Source organism: Pleurocapsa sp. PCC 7319 (assembly GCF_000332195.1).
In the GTDB taxonomy this organism is placed as follows: domain Bacteria; phylum Cyanobacteriota; class Cyanobacteriia; order Cyanobacteriales; family Xenococcaceae; genus Waterburya.
In genome coordinates this window covers 5270309-5284649 of sequence record NZ_KB235922.1, presented here as the reverse complement: position 1 = coordinate 5284649, position 14341 = coordinate 5270309, and the positions used below count along the sequence as shown (strand labels likewise).

Here is a 14341-nt window from a genome sequence, read left to right as displayed (position 1 = left end):
CAAATAGCAGTTAGTAATGATTACTGATTACTGATTACTGATTACTGATTCGATAAAAATGCCTAAGCTTTTAGTTCTGACCTACATACCATCACCCTATCAGGTAGAGCTATTCAATGCGATCGCTTTATCAGGTAAATTCAACTTACAGGTTGCTTATCTATATGCTCGTTGTGAAGCGGCGATCGCAAGTCAATGGCAACAGTTTAATATTAAGCATAACTATTTAATTTTGAATGATTGTCCTGAGTATTATCAACAGCTTGAACAAAATATAGACTCTAGTGATTTAATTATTTTTAACTACTATCGTCATCCCCGTATTAGTAATTTAATTGCTCACTGCATTAGCTTTAATAAACCCTGGTGTTTTTGGGGAGAACGTCCGGGGTTTAAACATTCAGGATTACTGGGTAAGTTATATCGTCGCTGGAAGTTAGCTAAATTACATCAGTCATCAGTAGCAATTTGGGGTGTAGGAACATGGGGCGTAGAGGGATATCGTCGAGAATTTGGTGATCGCCGTTCCTATTTTAATCTGCCCTATTTTTCCGATCTCAGCCGTTTTCCTAACTCTTCTACCACAGTCAGTAACTCTAACAGCAACCAAAGAGTCTTTTTATACTCAGGGGCATTAATTAAACGCAAGGGAGTAGATCTTTTAGCAGCTGCTTTTTGTCGATTAGCAGAGCAATTTAAACACATTAGGTTACATCTATTAGGAGAGGGGGATTTGCGACGGAGTTTAGAACATAAACTTACTGAGTATCATCAACAAGTACAGTTTTTTGGCTTTCAATCTTGGGATAAATTGCCTTATTACTATCAACAAGCCGATATCCTCTGTGTCCCTTCCCGATACGATGGTTGGGGTTTGGTAGTCCCCGAAGGACTTGCAGCAGGTCTCCCTGTAATCAGTACTAGGCGCACAGGAGCAGCAATAGATCTAATCAAAGATGGTAGTAATGGCTGGCTGATTGATACCAATGATTCAGAGTCTTTATATCAGGCTATGTATCAAGCTGTAACCCTCTCCCCTTCAGAGTTAGCCAACTATTCTCAAGCTGCAAGCGATCGCGCCCTAGAACACTCCTTAGAACATGGAGTACAAAGATTTCAACAAGCAGCAACAGAAACCATTAAGGAATTCTATATAGATAATTCTCCAAAGCAGAATAACATTCAAATAACTTTTACGGCAGGGGTGCGGGGAGGTCGTAACGTCCCCGCCAGGGGGTCTGGGGGAAAGTTCCCCCAGTAGAAAAATTTGGTTTTTCAAAGATAGTTTTAGTTAAATGAAAGTGCTTCACGTTATTCCCTCCCTTAGCCCTACTTTAGGTGGTCCAACTCAAGTAGCTCTACAAATTGTCAAATCCCTGAGACATCAAGGAATCGATGCCGAAATTGTCACGACCAACTACGATGAAACAAAACTACTAGATGTTCCTCTCAACCAATGTGTAGAGTATCAGGATGTTCCCGTTTGGTTTTTGCCAGCCTTTCCTCATCCCTTCAAAGAATATATCTTTTCTTCTGCCTTAACTAGATGGCTTTGGCAAAATATTGATCGCTACGACATCCTAGATAACCATTATCTATTTTCTTACGCTTCTACCTGTGCTGGTGCGATCGCCCGTTGTCAAAAGGTCCCCTACACTGTACGTACTCAAGGACAATTAAGCTCCTGGGCATTAAAGCAAAGTTCTTTAAAAAAGCAATTCTACACAGCCATTATTGAACGCCATAATTTGAACCAAGCTGCGGCTATTCATTGCACGACTTTGGAAGAAGTTGAAGATTTAAAGAAGTTCGGGATCAAAACACCTACTATTACTCTTCCTTTAGGAGTAGACCCCCCAGAACAAATATCATCAGCTAGCGCAGAATTACATAATCTATACAATATCCCGCAAGAAAAACTAATTATTCTCTTTTTATCCCGTCTTCATTATAAAAAACGTCCTAATCTTTTAATTAATTCCCTTAATAAAATAGTCGCTCAAAATAACAATTTCCATTTAATTATGGCTGGCTCTGGAGAAGCTGATTATCTCAATTATCTTCAAAAGTTAGTCCACAAACATCAATTAACCAACCATATTACTTTTACTGGGTTCATAACAGGTAGAAATAAACATCTTCTCTTGCAAGGTTCAGATATATTTGTTCTCCCATCCTATTCCGAAAACTTCGGTATTGCCGTGGCTGAAGCTATGGTAGCAGGATTACCCGTAATTATTACCCCAGGAGTACAAATAGCACCAGAAATAGCAACAGCTGATGCAGGAATAATCATTGAAGATGAAGCAGGATTAACCAATGCAATTACTCAATTATTAAATTCCGAAGCAATGCGATCGCGCTTAGGGAAAAATGCAATGGTACTAGCTAATGACAAATACGCTTGGAAGGGAATTGTTAGTCAACTTATCTGTTCTTATCAGGAGATTGTTAACACTCTTATGTCACTCTCCGAGATTTCCTATTAATAAAAAATTTTCAAAAGCAACGATATCAATTCGTTGAGCTGTTTGTCGTTACATTTTCATCATTTGAGTGCCCGCTCAAATTTACGATCCATAAAACTATTGTCTTGTTTTTAGAAGCAATCTGTTGCTTAAATATTGTATTGTCTTTTTTAAAGAAACAATACATAATATAACCAAGAACCAAATAATGTTAAGAAATCGGGAGGTAAAAATAATGATTACAGTTCGTCCAGCTCAAGATAGAGGTAATGCTAACTTTGGTTGGCTCGATAGCAGACATACTTTTTCTTTTGGTAGCTATTACGACCCCAATCACATGGGCTTTTCCAGTCTGCGAGTGATTAACGAAGATAAAGTCAAACCAGGACAAGGTTTTGGTACTCACAGTCATCGAGACATGGAAATTATTTCTTACGTTTTAGAAGGAGAACTAGCCCATAAGGACAGTATTGGTAACGGTTCGGTAATTCGTCCTGGAGACGTACAAAGGATGTCGGCTGGTACGGGTATCGCTCACAGTGAATTTAACGCTTTTAATATCGACCTCGTTCACTTTTTGCAAATTTGGATTCTACCAAAGCAAGGAGGAATTGAGCCCAGCTACGAACAAAAACATTTTGATGTCGCCGAAAGACAAGGGCAATTAAGACTGGTAGCTTCGCCTGATGGTAGAAATAATTCAGTAACAATTCATCAAGATACTGATCTTTACGTTGCTACTCTCAATAACGGCGATCGCGTTAACTATAGTGCCAACAGTAATAGATCTTTGTGGATACAAATAGCCAAAGGTGGAATAGAGGTAAACGGTCGAGTTCTCAATGGCGGTGATGGTGCTGCAATTGCGGAAGAAACAGAAATTTCTCTTTCTGCCACTACAGATAATACCGAAATCTTGTTGTTCGATTTAGCCTAGAAACAACTAGACACTGACAAATCATGAATTTATCAGTACCCAATAGTCTTCCCTCGCCTTTGCCAGATTGCGCTAGCTATCAAAATCTCGTTGCAGGACAGGTACTTTTTCATCATCGAGATTCCGCCGAGTATATTTTTGCCCTCGAAGTCGGACGAATCCAGCTAGTACGTTATACTTGCGATGGAAACATGGTTGTTTTTCAGATAGTTAGGGCAACGGAAAGCTTTGCCGAGTCTGCATTATTTACGGAACTTTACCACTGTAATGCGATTGTTGAAGTTCCTTCCCGCGTGATTCGTTATCCCAAAACTATTGTCGGGGAAGTCTTACAAAATAACCCCGATCTGGCTTTAAATTTTTTACGAAGACAAGATCGCAAAAGCCAATCTCTGAAGAAACTATTGGAGTTACGGAGTATTCGTTCGGCACGAGATCGCATTCTACAGTATTTGTTGTTCTCGGCTTATCCAGGTGAAACTAGAGTCGTTTTTGATCGCACCTACAAAGATATTGCTACTGAGTTGGGTTTGAGTTCGGAAACTCTATACCGTAACCTTTCAGAGTTAGAAAGATTGGGTTTTATCGCTCGTCGCGGTAGAGAAATCGAGTTATCGATTCCCGAAACATGATTTAAATCATATGTTCTTCGATCTCAAGAGCTATATACTCTTTCTGATTTACCAATCTTCTTAGTTTACAATCATTCCGCAGCTATGCAATGCCCAATCATTTATTAAATTTGCCACTTTTTAAAATTTTACTCATGAAAACCGAAAATCAACTACAACCCCAACTTAGTCTTACTGAAGCTATTAAAACTCGCCGTGCTGCTCGTGCTTTTCGCTCCGATCCCATTGCCGATGGGGTTCTAGAATCAATTCTTCGTTTGGGCTTACAGTCCCCATCTGGATATAATTTACAACCCTGGAGATTTATTGTGGTCAAAGAACAAGCTAATAAAGATAAATTAAGAGCCTGTGCTTTCGACCAACCTCAAGTATCCCAAGCACCTGTAGTCGTAATCTGTTGTGGAGATCGCCGTGTTAATAATACCGAATATATTGAAGAAATTATTCAAATAGGAACATCGGCAGGGGGAGTCAATGAAAAATACGCCGACTATATGCGCGGTGCAATTCCTCAGCTATTTGAGTATCAGCCCTCTTTTAAATCGATGGAAGCTTGGACAAATCGTCACACGATGTTAGCTGTAGCTTACTTAACGATCGTCGCTAAAGCTTTTGGAGTCGATTCTTGTCCCATGGAAGGCTTTGTGACGGCACAAGTAAAGGAAGCATTTGATATTCCTGAGGAAGTAGATGTTTGTTGCTTGTTGCCTTTGGGATATGCAGATGAGCCGATCAAAAAATATGGTGGCAGATTTAGTACAGAGCGTGTTTGCTACGGAGAAAGTTTTGGTCGCGCTCTGTAATTAAGCTAGAGAAATTAGACAAACATATTGTGAGTAGGGCGATGCATCGCCCGCTAACTGATCGAGTTTAGAGAAGTAAAATCATGAATAATTACCATAAAACAAAAAGACGGGATTTTTTAAAACTGGCTTTGGCTGCGGGATTTTCAACTTATTTTCTGGATCGAGGAAAATCTTGGGGGCAGAATCCTCCAGATACCAGTAATAAAGCAGATTTAATTCTTCACAATGCTCGTATTGCCACCCAAGACGACAGACGCTCCTTTGCCGAAGCTTTAGCTATTCGAGATAATCGCTTTCTAGCTGTAGGGACGGAAAAGGAAATCATGGCATATCGGGGAGATAATACCCAAGTTATCGATCTCAATCGCCGTACTGTAATTCCTGGCATTAATGACAGTCATACTCACTTGATTCGCGGTGGTTTAAATTACAATATGGAACTGCGTTGGGATGGTGTGCCTTCTTTGGCTGATGCGCTACGAATGCTCAAAGAACAAGCTAGGAGAACTCCCGCACCGCAATGGGTAAGAGTAATTGGTGGTTGGAGTGAGTTTCAGTTTGCTGAGAAAAGAATGCCCACCCTAGCAGAAGTTAATGCAGTTTCCCAAGATGTACCCGTCTTTATTCTCCATCTTTATGATCGCGCTATGCTCAACGGGGCAGCTTTGAGGGCTTTAAAAATTGATCGCAACACCATACCCCCTCCTAATTCTGTTATTGAAAAAGACAGTAACGGTAATCCTACAGGAATGCTAATCGCCAAACCCAATGCCACCATTTTATATGCTGCGATCGCCCAAGGACCAGTTTTAGGTTTAGAAGACCAGATTAACTCTAGCCGTCATTATATGCGGGAGATGAACCGTCTGGGCATTACTAGCGTTATCGACGCTGGTGGTGGGGGACAAAACTATCCCGATGATTACCAGATTATAGATCGCCTCCACAAAGAAGGCTTGATGACAGTGAGGATTGCTTACAACCTATTTACCCAAAACCCAGGGGAGGAAAAAGCCGATTTTGAACGCTGGATTAATATCGCTAATCCAGGACAGGGAGATGATTTTTATCGCCTCAATGGTGCGGGAGAGATGTTAGTTTTCTCCGCTGCGGATTTTGAAGATTTTACCGAACCCCGTCCCGATCTTGCTGCCAAAATGGAAACTGAATTAACGGATGTGATTCAACTCCTAGCAGAAAATAAGTGGCCCTTTAGACTCCACGCTACCTACGACGAATCAATTTCTCGTTTTTTAAATGTCTTTGAAAACGTTAACCGTGAAGTTCCCTTTACGGGTATGCACTGGATTTTAGACCACGCGGAAACCATTAGCGATCGCAATATCGAGCGGGTTAAAGCTTTGGGAGGAGGCATTGCCGTTCAACACCGCATGGCTTATCAAGGGGAATATTTTATGGAGCGTTATGGTACTAAAGCGACAGCTCATACTCCACCAATTAAAAAGATGCTGGCAATGGATTTGCCCGTATCAGGAGGAACGGACGGCACGAGAGTTGCCAGCTACAATCCTTGGGTAGGTTTGTATTGGTTAGTTGCGGGTAAAACAGTCGGAGGAACAACTATCTATCCCGAAGCCAATCGCCTTGATCGCCTGGAAGCTCTTGGATTATACACTACTGCTGCTGCTTGGTTTGACAATCAAGAAGGGAATAAAGGCGCGATCGTTCCAGGTCAATTAGCAGACTTAGCGGTACTATCGGAAGACTATTTCTCTATACCCGAAAACAGAATCAAACACCTCGAATCAGTTTTAACTATTGTTGATGGTAAACCCGTTTATGCTACCGAAGAATTTAGCAATCTTTCTCCGCAACCTCTACCCGTAAGCCCAAATTGGTCGCCTGTTAAATATTTTGGTGGTTATCACAACGACTCAAAGATTAGTTTTATCTCTCCGACTCCCTCAAAACAAACAGCTTCTATTATTGCTAATTCTCAGAGTCAGCAGCATTTAGGTTTATCTTCTCTAAGTATGCCAGGCAGCCTATCTCGTTTTTGGGGTGGTTTAGCTTGCGCCTGTTGCTATTAGTTGCATTTTGATGTTTAGCTAAATCTTCAGAAAGAATAGGAAATGAACCAATTTTCTTTCTATTTGCCTAACGGGTAAATTTAATTTTTGCTACTCTTAAATCTCGGAAAGTGACAGAAAAGGGATAAGGAGTAACGGAGCAAAGCTCTTAGCTATTAGTCCTTCGGGTTCAACGGACTGCTTCACCGCCAAGCAATTATTTACTATCAGCTCAATCAAAAGAGGCTTTATACCAATAGCTATCAGTTTTTAGCCCTTGCGCAGGTAGCTAATTTAAAGCTGATAGCTGATAGCTATAAGCTGAAAGTTTTTAGTAAGAAAGAGCTTCTAGATACTACCGTGAGACTTTAGTCTTAGATATATATACTTAGCTATGCAACGAAAGTTAGAAGATTATTACTTCCTTCGTTGAGGGGGGATTCGAGACGTTTTTCAGATGTTTTTCCTTAGTTAAATCTCTACGATTAACTTAAATGAATTTGATTAAGGAAGTATCCCCAACAAAAAAGCCATGTTAAAAACCGAACTTTCTCCCCAACTAAATACTCAACTAAGCAAATTATTAGAAATTGCTATTAGTGTAACGAATAACCGTTCACTAAAAGATTCATCATCGGTTCATTTATCTCAAGTCAAAGATTATCAAATTTGGAGAGATCCAGAAAACATAGCAATAGTCAATTCCAAAACTCAACAGTTAATAGTCTTTGGGTCTTTAAAATCTGAATTTTATCACCAGCAACCCGACTCTCAAAACATTACCAGTCAAACCTTGTGGAAAAATATACAACACTATTCTTCTAACCTTAATTTGGCGATCTCAGCCCCGGAAATCACCTCAGCTTGGAAATTTTTCAAACCATTAGATCCAGTTTTTAGCAGCTTAAACCAAATTAGAACGGTTGAGCAAAAAAACGAAAATTTGGATATTGTTTCTCAAAAAAATACCAAAGCATTAAAAGAATCGAAAAACTCGCTCGTCCATCGCCTTAATAATCTCTGTTCCTTCTCTCGTAATAAATTAAGCACCACTAACTCAATGGTGTAATCTCCATGGGCAAAAAAATTACGAATAGACTTTGGAAACAAGAATAATGAAACTCTTCAACAAAAATACCTTTTCCACAAAATCAAACAATAATTTAGGTTCGCTCTCTTTTTTAACTGTATTGGGATGTTTGTTAACAACAGTTGCGATCAACTTTGCTAGTGGGCATCACGCGATCGCTGATGTTAATAATAATATCAATACTGCTAATGTACCTAATTGCAACTATAGGTTAACAGGCTCTGAGCATCCTACTTTTTGGTTTTATTTACCTAAAACTAATGCACAGCAAATAATTTTAAGTATTAAAGAAGAAGGTATAAATCCTTATTGGCAACAATCAATTAATCTGACAGGAGAAACTGGGATAATTGGGATTAAGTTATCAGATGATGCCCCTACCCTAGAAATTGGTAAAAACTATCAATGGGAAGTAATCTTAGTTGGCGATGATGGTCCAAATGCGAAAGAGCCAGTTGTTAGTGATTGGATTAAGCGAGTTGATGAATCTAAAGTGATTGATTCTCAGTCGTCAGCAAAAACAAATGTGAACAAGACTGACGTGTAGAAATTGACAGATGAATAAAATGAACAAAAAAAATGTAGAGACATTATGCCAAATCTCTACATCTAATACAAATCTCTACATCTAATAATTTATAACAATGCTTATTTCCATTAATTAATAAGCATCCTGTAGCTCATAAAAATCGGGAGATACATAATCTTTCCGCAGAGGCCAACCTACCCAATCTTCGTTCATTAAAATACGCTTGAGGTTAGGGTGTCCTTCGTAGACAATACCGAACATATCAAAGCTTTCACGTTCTTGCCAGTCTGCTGCTTTCCAAATCCAGTAGACAGAAGGAACCTTCGGATTATCTCTGGGAAGAAAAACTTTTAAACGAACTTCTTGAGCTTGCTCGACATTATCGCCAACTTTAATTAAATGATAAAAGCTAACTAGCTCCTTCCCTGGTCCTAAATCGTAAGCACCTTGGCACTGAAGATAATTATATCCATAAGCATATAAAGCAGTGGCGATCGGCAATAATAAATCTGCCTCGACCTTAATCATTTCTACGTTAGAAGTGTCGGGAGCTAGAGCTTCATTATCGAAGCCATTTTCTGTCAACCAAGTAGAAGTTACACCAGCAACGACTAACTCTGATGCTGTAGAATTTTCTTCGGAATTTTGATTTTCATTAGTAGGATCAGCCACGTTCCACCTCCTCTTGTGCTGCTGATTCGATGGCAGGTAAAGGCATTCCCATCGCTTCTGCTAGTTCTTTCGGTGGTGCTTGACGAGCTTCAGATTGGACATACGTTCCAGTTAAGATTGGCTCAACAGCTTTCATGTCATGTCTGGTGCTGTAGTAGCGATGAGTCTGTTCTAAAACTGCTGCTCGCTCTTGTAGAGCTTCGTTAGAAACTTTTTTGCGTAGCTTGATAATGGCATCAAAAATAGCTTCGGGACGAGGAGGACAGCCGGGAATATATAAATCTACAGGAATAAGTTTATCTACCCCTCTAACGGCAGTAGTAGAATCGCTGCTAAACATTCCCCCAGTGATTGTGCAAGCTCCCATAGCAATTACGTACTTAGGTTCAGGCATCTCTTCATAAAGACGAACCAATGCTGGAGCCATTTTCATGGTGATTGTACCAGCGGTGATAATCAAATCCGACTGACGGGGACTTGAACGCGGTACTAAGCCATAGCGGTCAAAATCAAATCTAGAGCCAATTAAAGCCGCAAATTCGATAAAACAACAGGCTGTACCATAAAGCATCGGCCATAAACTAGATAGCTTTGCCCAGTTGTAAAGATCATCTACTGTAGTTAAGATGACATTTTCCGATAAATCTTGAGTTACTTTTGTCGGATTAATTGGATTGAGAATTTTCTCTGTTTGCTGTTGTTCAAATGTTTTGGAATTCATGACCACTCCAAAGCTCCTTTTCTCCATGCATATACTAAGGCAACTACCAAAATGGCAATAAAAATTAGGGCCTCTACAAATGCTAGCAATCCTAGACGATTGAAAGCTACCGCCCAAGGATATAAAAATACTGTTTCTACATCGAAGACGACGAAAACCAGGGCAAACATATAATAGCGGATATTAAATTGAATCCAAGCTCCACCCATGGGTTCCATGCCAGATTCGTAGGTTGTTTGCCGTTCTGGACCACCTTCGCCGGGTCTTAATAACTTTGAGGCAGTCAAAGCTAAGGCTGGAACTGCGCTACAGATAAGCAAGAAACCCAGAAAATATTCATAACCATTGAGAACAAACAATTTTTATCTATTACTCCCTTACGGATGTGTACGCTAATACTATACTTGTCAACTTTAATCAATTGTAAAGGAATTTTGAGTTAGAAACAGGTAAGGCGATCGCGAAGCATCCCCATAACTTCGTTTAATCGTATATGTTGGGTAAGCTTTTAGGAGTTTAGCGTTCTTTTAAATAGTAGAGCAGAGTTATTGGTATTTTTTGAGTCTTCAGCTTTCTTTAGTCTATTTTTTAACCTAATAAAGCGTAATGTCTCTACCAAAATCAATACAGTTACAAAAACAAAAGGAGAATAGATTAACCACTATTTATTCTAATACTTCTCATTTAAGTATTAAACAGAGTTGAAAATATTTTATTACCATAAAATAAGGTAAATTTGTTAGTAATAAATTGCTAGATATCACCGTCAAAAAAGACTAGAATTAGTATTTTAATAGTACTATCTCCAGTAAATTTGTTACTAACTGACATTACCCAGTACAACAAGAAATCAATGATTTTAATAATTGATAAAAACAGAACAATGTTTCCTTCAAACCTTTCCCAGCCTTAACAGATTAATTAGTGAGTAACTTCAATTACTAATAAAAAAGTGTCGACGATCCAAATTTGATTGCCAACACTGGCTCAAACTAAGCCTTAATAATCATCAAATAGCTTGGTCTAAACCTTTAAGTTGCAATAAGTCGAAGAAAAATATAAACACAGAGAAGATAAATCCCACTGATACAAGGAATAAGAAGTGATGAATTGATATACATATCGTTCTTTACATATCCTTTATATTAACTTCATAATAACTTTATAACTGGTTCAAGTTAAAAAGTCTAGTGAAAACACTTAAATATTTTTTGATAAAACTGAACTTTTAAGACTGAATACTCGTGAAATTACTGAGAAAAAGCTACTATTTCCTCTAATTTGCTCTTAAATCACTGCGAATTTCTGCCAGAAATATTATTTTCAGTTCATAAAAGTATTGATTAGTTAAAGATTTGAAAGATTTAATTAATGGAAATAGCTACTCCCATCCCGTCAAAAAACTACCGAAGGTAAAGTGTTGAAAATCAATATCAATCTGGGTTTAGTGTAAGTAATTATCGAGTGGGAAGGGAGTAGCTATTTAACAATCAAGCTTTCTTTAGTCTATTTTTCAAGCTAATCAAGCGCAATGAAATTGCCAAGATCAATACAGTTACAATAGGATAGTAGATTAACCACGATTCATTCAACCTCTCGCTAAAAGCATAAATAAACGAGAACCACAAATAATACATTCCCACTGTATGCAAAATCACCCAGTTACGCCGTCCCAGAATAGCAGCAGGGCGTTCAAAAGATGTAATTGTCATCAGAATAATAAATACGTAACCCAAGTTAGCCGCATAATTATCCCGTACCATGTTTTCTGAGGTTAAAATTGCAACTCCTACGATCGCTATTGCGTGATATCCATGAGATATTGCCATCGATAAACCTAGATAACGGCGGTTTTTTAATAGCCAGTTCGTAAAGGGAGTTGATTGAAATTTGCGTAAGGAAGAAGCACAAAAAGCAAGTAAAAACAAGATGCAGGATGAACGAGCAGTAAATCTGATAGCAATACGAAAGCTGGCTTCATTAATGCCATTAAATAACAGTATTAAAGCGAAGACAGCTCCAATAATGATAGTTGACCACTTAACAATTTTCCATCTCTGCAAAGCAAAAATTGTGTTCATATTAATGCTCCTGGGTGTTGTCTAGCTAAGTGACGTACTCGCATCCACAGAAATAAAGGAAGAGCAAAAGACAAACCAACTATCAAATTCAAAACAATATAAATCCAGAGATATTTCATGTGTAACTTCATTCCTTCTCTGAGCATAAATATCCAAAACACTAGGGAAGAAATAAACAAATCGAAGCCAAATAAACTGGAGATCTGATTAGCAAATAATTGTGACCAAAACAACGGTAAATTCAAACCGTTCTCAGCAAAAAAAGGTGTCAATTGCGAATAAGGCAGCACAAAACCGAGTATTGATAAGATTGAATAGATTAATTGCATGGCGAGACTAGAAAAGCCTTAAACTACATTTTTTATCAGTTTAGGAATTTCATATTTAGCTGTCTTGCCTATTCTTCCGAAAATTGTTCTATTCTTATGATTAATAAACTGATTATTCTAGATGCTAAATGATTCAGGCAGTTATCTTTGATCTAGACGGAACATTACTGGATCGCGATTCATCATTACAAAGCTTTATCACCACACAATATGAAAGATTTTCATCTTCTCTGAAGCATATTGCTAAAAAAGATTATGTCGAGAGATTTATTCAGCTAGACTGTCATGGCTATGTTTGGAAGGATAAAGTTTACGCAAGCTTAATTGAAGAATTTAAGATTACTCAAGTAAGTTGGCAACATTTGTTAGATGATTATGAAACTCATTTTATTGCCCACTGCATCCCTTTTCCACATCTAATTGAAACAATAAAACTGTACAGCAGCACAATTATCTTTTGGGAATGATCACCAATGGTCGTGAAACGTTCCAATCCTCTTCTATTCAGGGGTTAGGAATTCAAGATTACTTTGATACAATTCTAATTTCAGAAGCAGAACAAATTAGAAAGCCACAACCAGAAATATTCCATAGAGCATTATCTCGATTTGATTTTTGATACCCACTTCTTGACAAATAAAGATGAAAGGCGATCAGCCTAACGGCATAGTTCCGCAACACCTTTTTAACTCTTCATAAATCTTGACTTAACTCTCAAATGTGCTTCTATTTTGGACTTTCAAATAAAATCTAAGATAAATGGCGGAAGGCAATATTTATATTTCCGCCTAATAACTGATGATTAGTTATTGATACTTCGGATATTTTTAGAATAAAGGGTTAGAATTTCAGCTAAAAAATACAAGAGTCAAACAATTTATTGCCAAAACAATATCCAAAGATATTAAATATTGTTGTGTCTTGGCTTCAAAGCATCGTCGTTGTTCGCATAAATTGATTTGTTTTTTGTCAATCCTAGCTCTTGATTGATAAGTTTTCGGAGCAAGAAAAATGATACACAAAAAAGCTAGCTCTGTATGTTTTTGGGAACGAATGATGATGACAATAGTATTAACCTTGTTTGTGATTTTTTATGAAGCATCTTGGTTAAATAATGTCTTGTTACCTGTATCTAATATTAAATCAGCAGAAGTAAATCCAGAATAGCGATCGCGAGAAAAACAGCAAAAAGCGATCGCCTCAAAATCTTTAATCAATAACTTGTAGAGATGAAAAGGGCTAGTAATTGAGTTTTAACTCAATATTTACCCATTGATGATGAAAATAGTCTGCTAGATGTTGAAATACCCAAATCCACCGGCAAAGGCAAAGATTTACTGGTAAAAGTTAAAGCTGTATCTGTCGATCTTGCTTTCACCAAGTCCGTGCTTTCTATTTTCTTAGTTAACAACTAAGTAAAGTTGTTAGCATTCCCACCATATAATCAGTCAAATCTCGATCAAGAACAACACCAGTAGTTTTCCACCAGCGATCGCTTAGATCTAAATTTCGTACCTGTTCGGTATCAACCGAGCCTGTAATAGATAAATTATCTGGCAACGGCACTAAAGTTTTAATTTGGGGTTTAACTGTGTTAGTTATGGGTAAAACAATAACCATCTTACGCCGATGATTGAACTTGGTGTTGCTAATAACCAAGCAAGGTCTGGCTTTTCCCTGTTGTTCTCTACCTGAAGTTGGATTGAGATTGATTCTAACGATCTCTCCTCTTTGAACGCTCAAATTAACTCTCTCCCCTGTGGTTCAGACAGAAGAAAGTCTTGCAAATCTTCTGGGTGTCTGTAATCTTCAGGAATACTATCTAAAATTTCATCTAGAGTTGGCAATGTTTTATCTTGTTCGACGATTAAACGATTGCCTTCTACGCTTACAAGAATATTAGTATTAGCTTCTAGTTCGAGATCGTTAACTATCGAACTGGGAACGATTAACCCCAAGCTATTTCCCCATTTTCTGATTTGACCTTTGATTTTCATGAGTTAGACATAATATAATTAGACATAATATAACAAATACAATGTCTGA

At 38.1% G+C, this 14341-nt stretch carries 16 protein-coding genes and 1 pseudogene; 9 read left to right on the top strand and 8 right to left on the bottom strand.

What is annotated here, in order from left to right; genetic code table 11:
- The first annotated feature begins 58 nt into the window (after positions 1 to 58).
- The 8 genes from PLEUR7319_RS0128115 to PLEUR7319_RS38630 all read left to right on the top strand — a co-directional run bounded on the left by PLEUR7319_RS0128115 (position 59) and on the right by PLEUR7319_RS38630 (position 8510).
- Positions 59 to 1261 carry a glycosyltransferase family 4 protein gene (locus tag PLEUR7319_RS0128115; protein ID WP_019508567.1) on the top strand — a complete coding sequence of 401 codons (1203 nt, stop codon included), beginning with the start codon at positions 59 to 61 and terminating at the stop codon, positions 1259 to 1261.
- Positions 1262 to 1295: 34 nt separating this feature from the next.
- The gene (locus tag PLEUR7319_RS0128110; protein WP_019508566.1) at positions 1296 to 2489 is read left to right on the top strand and encodes a glycosyltransferase; all 1194 of its coding nucleotides are present in this window, start codon (positions 1296 to 1298) and stop codon (positions 2487 to 2489) included.
- Between the two features lie 214 nt (positions 2490 to 2703).
- The gene (locus tag PLEUR7319_RS0128105; protein WP_019508565.1) at positions 2704 to 3405 is read left to right on the top strand and encodes a pirin family protein; all 702 of its coding nucleotides are present in this window, start codon (positions 2704 to 2706) and stop codon (positions 3403 to 3405) included.
- Positions 3406 to 3428: 23 nt separating this feature from the next.
- A complete protein-coding gene (locus tag PLEUR7319_RS0128100) occupies positions 3429 to 4037 on the top strand; it encodes a Crp/Fnr family transcriptional regulator (RefSeq protein WP_019508564.1) in 609 nt (202 codons plus the stop codon).
- A 134-nt stretch (positions 4038 to 4171) separates the two neighbouring features.
- Positions 4172 to 4840, top strand: a complete 669-nt coding sequence (locus PLEUR7319_RS0128095; protein WP_026102837.1) for a nitroreductase family protein — start codon at positions 4172 to 4174, stop codon at positions 4838 to 4840.
- An 83-nt stretch (positions 4841 to 4923) separates the two neighbouring features.
- Positions 4924 to 6894, top strand: a complete 1971-nt coding sequence (locus tag PLEUR7319_RS0128090; RefSeq protein ID WP_019508562.1) for an amidohydrolase — start codon at positions 4924 to 4926, stop codon at positions 6892 to 6894.
- A gap of 511 nt (positions 6895 to 7405) precedes the next feature.
- Entirely contained in the window at positions 7406 to 7942 is a 537-nt protein-coding gene (locus tag PLEUR7319_RS0128085) for a hypothetical protein (protein ID WP_019508561.1), read from the top strand.
- A 46-nt stretch (positions 7943 to 7988) separates the two neighbouring features.
- Positions 7989 to 8510, top strand: a complete 522-nt coding sequence (locus PLEUR7319_RS38630; RefSeq protein ID WP_019508560.1) for a DUF928 domain-containing protein — start codon at positions 7989 to 7991, stop codon at positions 8508 to 8510.
- A 114-nt stretch (positions 8511 to 8624) separates the two neighbouring features.
- On the opposite strand, the gene PLEUR7319_RS0128075 is transcribed toward PLEUR7319_RS38630, so the two are convergent.
- The 5 genes from PLEUR7319_RS0128075 to PLEUR7319_RS0128055 form a co-directional block, all read right to left on the bottom strand.
- The gene (locus PLEUR7319_RS0128075) at positions 8625 to 9164 is read right to left on the bottom strand and encodes an NAD(P)H-quinone oxidoreductase subunit J (RefSeq protein ID WP_019508559.1); all 540 of its coding nucleotides are present in this window, start codon (positions 9162 to 9164) and stop codon (positions 8625 to 8627) included.
- Positions 9157 to 9885, bottom strand: a complete 729-nt coding sequence (locus PLEUR7319_RS0128070) for an NADH dehydrogenase subunit K (protein WP_019508558.1) — start codon at positions 9883 to 9885, stop codon at positions 9157 to 9159. Before PLEUR7319_RS0128070 ends, PLEUR7319_RS0128075 begins: the two co-directional genes overlap by 8 nt.
- Positions 9882 to 10244, bottom strand: a complete 363-nt coding sequence (gene ndhC / locus PLEUR7319_RS0128065) for a photosynthetic/respiratory NAD(P)H-quinone oxidoreductase subunit C (RefSeq protein WP_019508557.1) — start codon at positions 10242 to 10244, stop codon at positions 9882 to 9884. The genes PLEUR7319_RS0128070 and ndhC overlap by 4 nt, the downstream gene beginning before the upstream one ends.
- Positions 10245 to 11375: 1131 nt before the next feature.
- Entirely contained in the window at positions 11376 to 11966 is a 591-nt protein-coding gene (locus PLEUR7319_RS0128060) for a hypothetical protein (protein WP_019508556.1), read from the bottom strand.
- Positions 11963 to 12295: a DUF2834 domain-containing protein gene (locus PLEUR7319_RS0128055; RefSeq protein WP_019508555.1), complete on the bottom strand. Its 333-nt coding sequence runs from the start codon at positions 12293 to 12295 to the stop codon at positions 11963 to 11965. Before PLEUR7319_RS0128055 ends, PLEUR7319_RS0128060 begins: the two co-directional genes overlap by 4 nt.
- A 128-nt stretch (positions 12296 to 12423) precedes the next feature.
- Between PLEUR7319_RS0128055 and PLEUR7319_RS36955 the strand changes: the two are divergent.
- Positions 12424 to 12914, top strand: a pseudogene (locus PLEUR7319_RS36955) (HAD family hydrolase).
- A 472-nt stretch (positions 12915 to 13386) separates the two neighbouring features.
- Here the strand turns inward: PLEUR7319_RS36955 and PLEUR7319_RS43240 are convergent.
- From PLEUR7319_RS43240 to PLEUR7319_RS0128035, 3 genes are all read right to left on the bottom strand, one after another.
- Positions 13387 to 13512, bottom strand: coding sequence for a hypothetical protein (locus tag PLEUR7319_RS43240; RefSeq protein ID WP_256380651.1), 126 nt, complete (start codon positions 13510 to 13512; stop codon positions 13387 to 13389).
- Between the two features lie 187 nt (positions 13513 to 13699).
- Positions 13700 to 14038 carry a type II toxin-antitoxin system PemK/MazF family toxin gene (locus PLEUR7319_RS0128040; protein WP_019508553.1) on the bottom strand — a complete coding sequence of 113 codons (339 nt, stop codon included), beginning with the start codon at positions 14036 to 14038 and terminating at the stop codon, positions 13700 to 13702.
- The gene (locus PLEUR7319_RS0128035) at positions 14035 to 14292 is read right to left on the bottom strand and encodes a hypothetical protein (RefSeq protein WP_019508552.1); all 258 of its coding nucleotides are present in this window, start codon (positions 14290 to 14292) and stop codon (positions 14035 to 14037) included. Before PLEUR7319_RS0128035 ends, PLEUR7319_RS0128040 begins: the two co-directional genes overlap by 4 nt.
- Between the last annotated feature and the right edge of the window lie 49 nt (positions 14293 to 14341).

Coding starts and splice junctions, on each gene's coding strand:
- PLEUR7319_RS0128085 (WP_019508561.1), top strand. CDS start 7,406: ATGTTAAAAACCGAACTTTCTCCCCAACTAAATACTCAACTAAGCAAA.
- PLEUR7319_RS0128035 (WP_019508552.1), bottom strand. CDS start 14,292: ATGAAAATCAAAGGTCAAATCAGAAAATGGGGAAATAGCTTGGGGTTA.
- PLEUR7319_RS0128055 (WP_019508555.1), bottom strand. CDS start 12,295: ATGCAATTAATCTATTCAATCTTATCAATACTCGGTTTTGTGCTGCCT.
- PLEUR7319_RS0128095 (WP_026102837.1), top strand. CDS start 4,172: ATGAAAACCGAAAATCAACTACAACCCCAACTTAGTCTTACTGAAGCT.
- PLEUR7319_RS38630 (WP_019508560.1), top strand. CDS start 7,989: ATGAAACTCTTCAACAAAAATACCTTTTCCACAAAATCAAACAATAAT.
- PLEUR7319_RS0128070 (WP_019508558.1), bottom strand. CDS start 9,885: ATGAATTCCAAAACATTTGAACAACAGCAAACAGAGAAAATTCTCAAT.
- PLEUR7319_RS0128100 (WP_019508564.1), top strand. CDS start 3,429: ATGAATTTATCAGTACCCAATAGTCTTCCCTCGCCTTTGCCAGATTGC.
- PLEUR7319_RS0128105 (WP_019508565.1), top strand. CDS start 2,704: ATGATTACAGTTCGTCCAGCTCAAGATAGAGGTAATGCTAACTTTGGT.
- PLEUR7319_RS0128110 (WP_019508566.1), top strand. CDS start 1,296: ATGAAAGTGCTTCACGTTATTCCCTCCCTTAGCCCTACTTTAGGTGGT.
- PLEUR7319_RS0128115 (WP_019508567.1), top strand. CDS start 59: ATGCCTAAGCTTTTAGTTCTGACCTACATACCATCACCCTATCAGGTA.
- PLEUR7319_RS0128090 (WP_019508562.1), top strand. CDS start 4,924: ATGAATAATTACCATAAAACAAAAAGACGGGATTTTTTAAAACTGGCT.
- PLEUR7319_RS0128060 (WP_019508556.1), bottom strand. CDS start 11,966: ATGAACACAATTTTTGCTTTGCAGAGATGGAAAATTGTTAAGTGGTCA.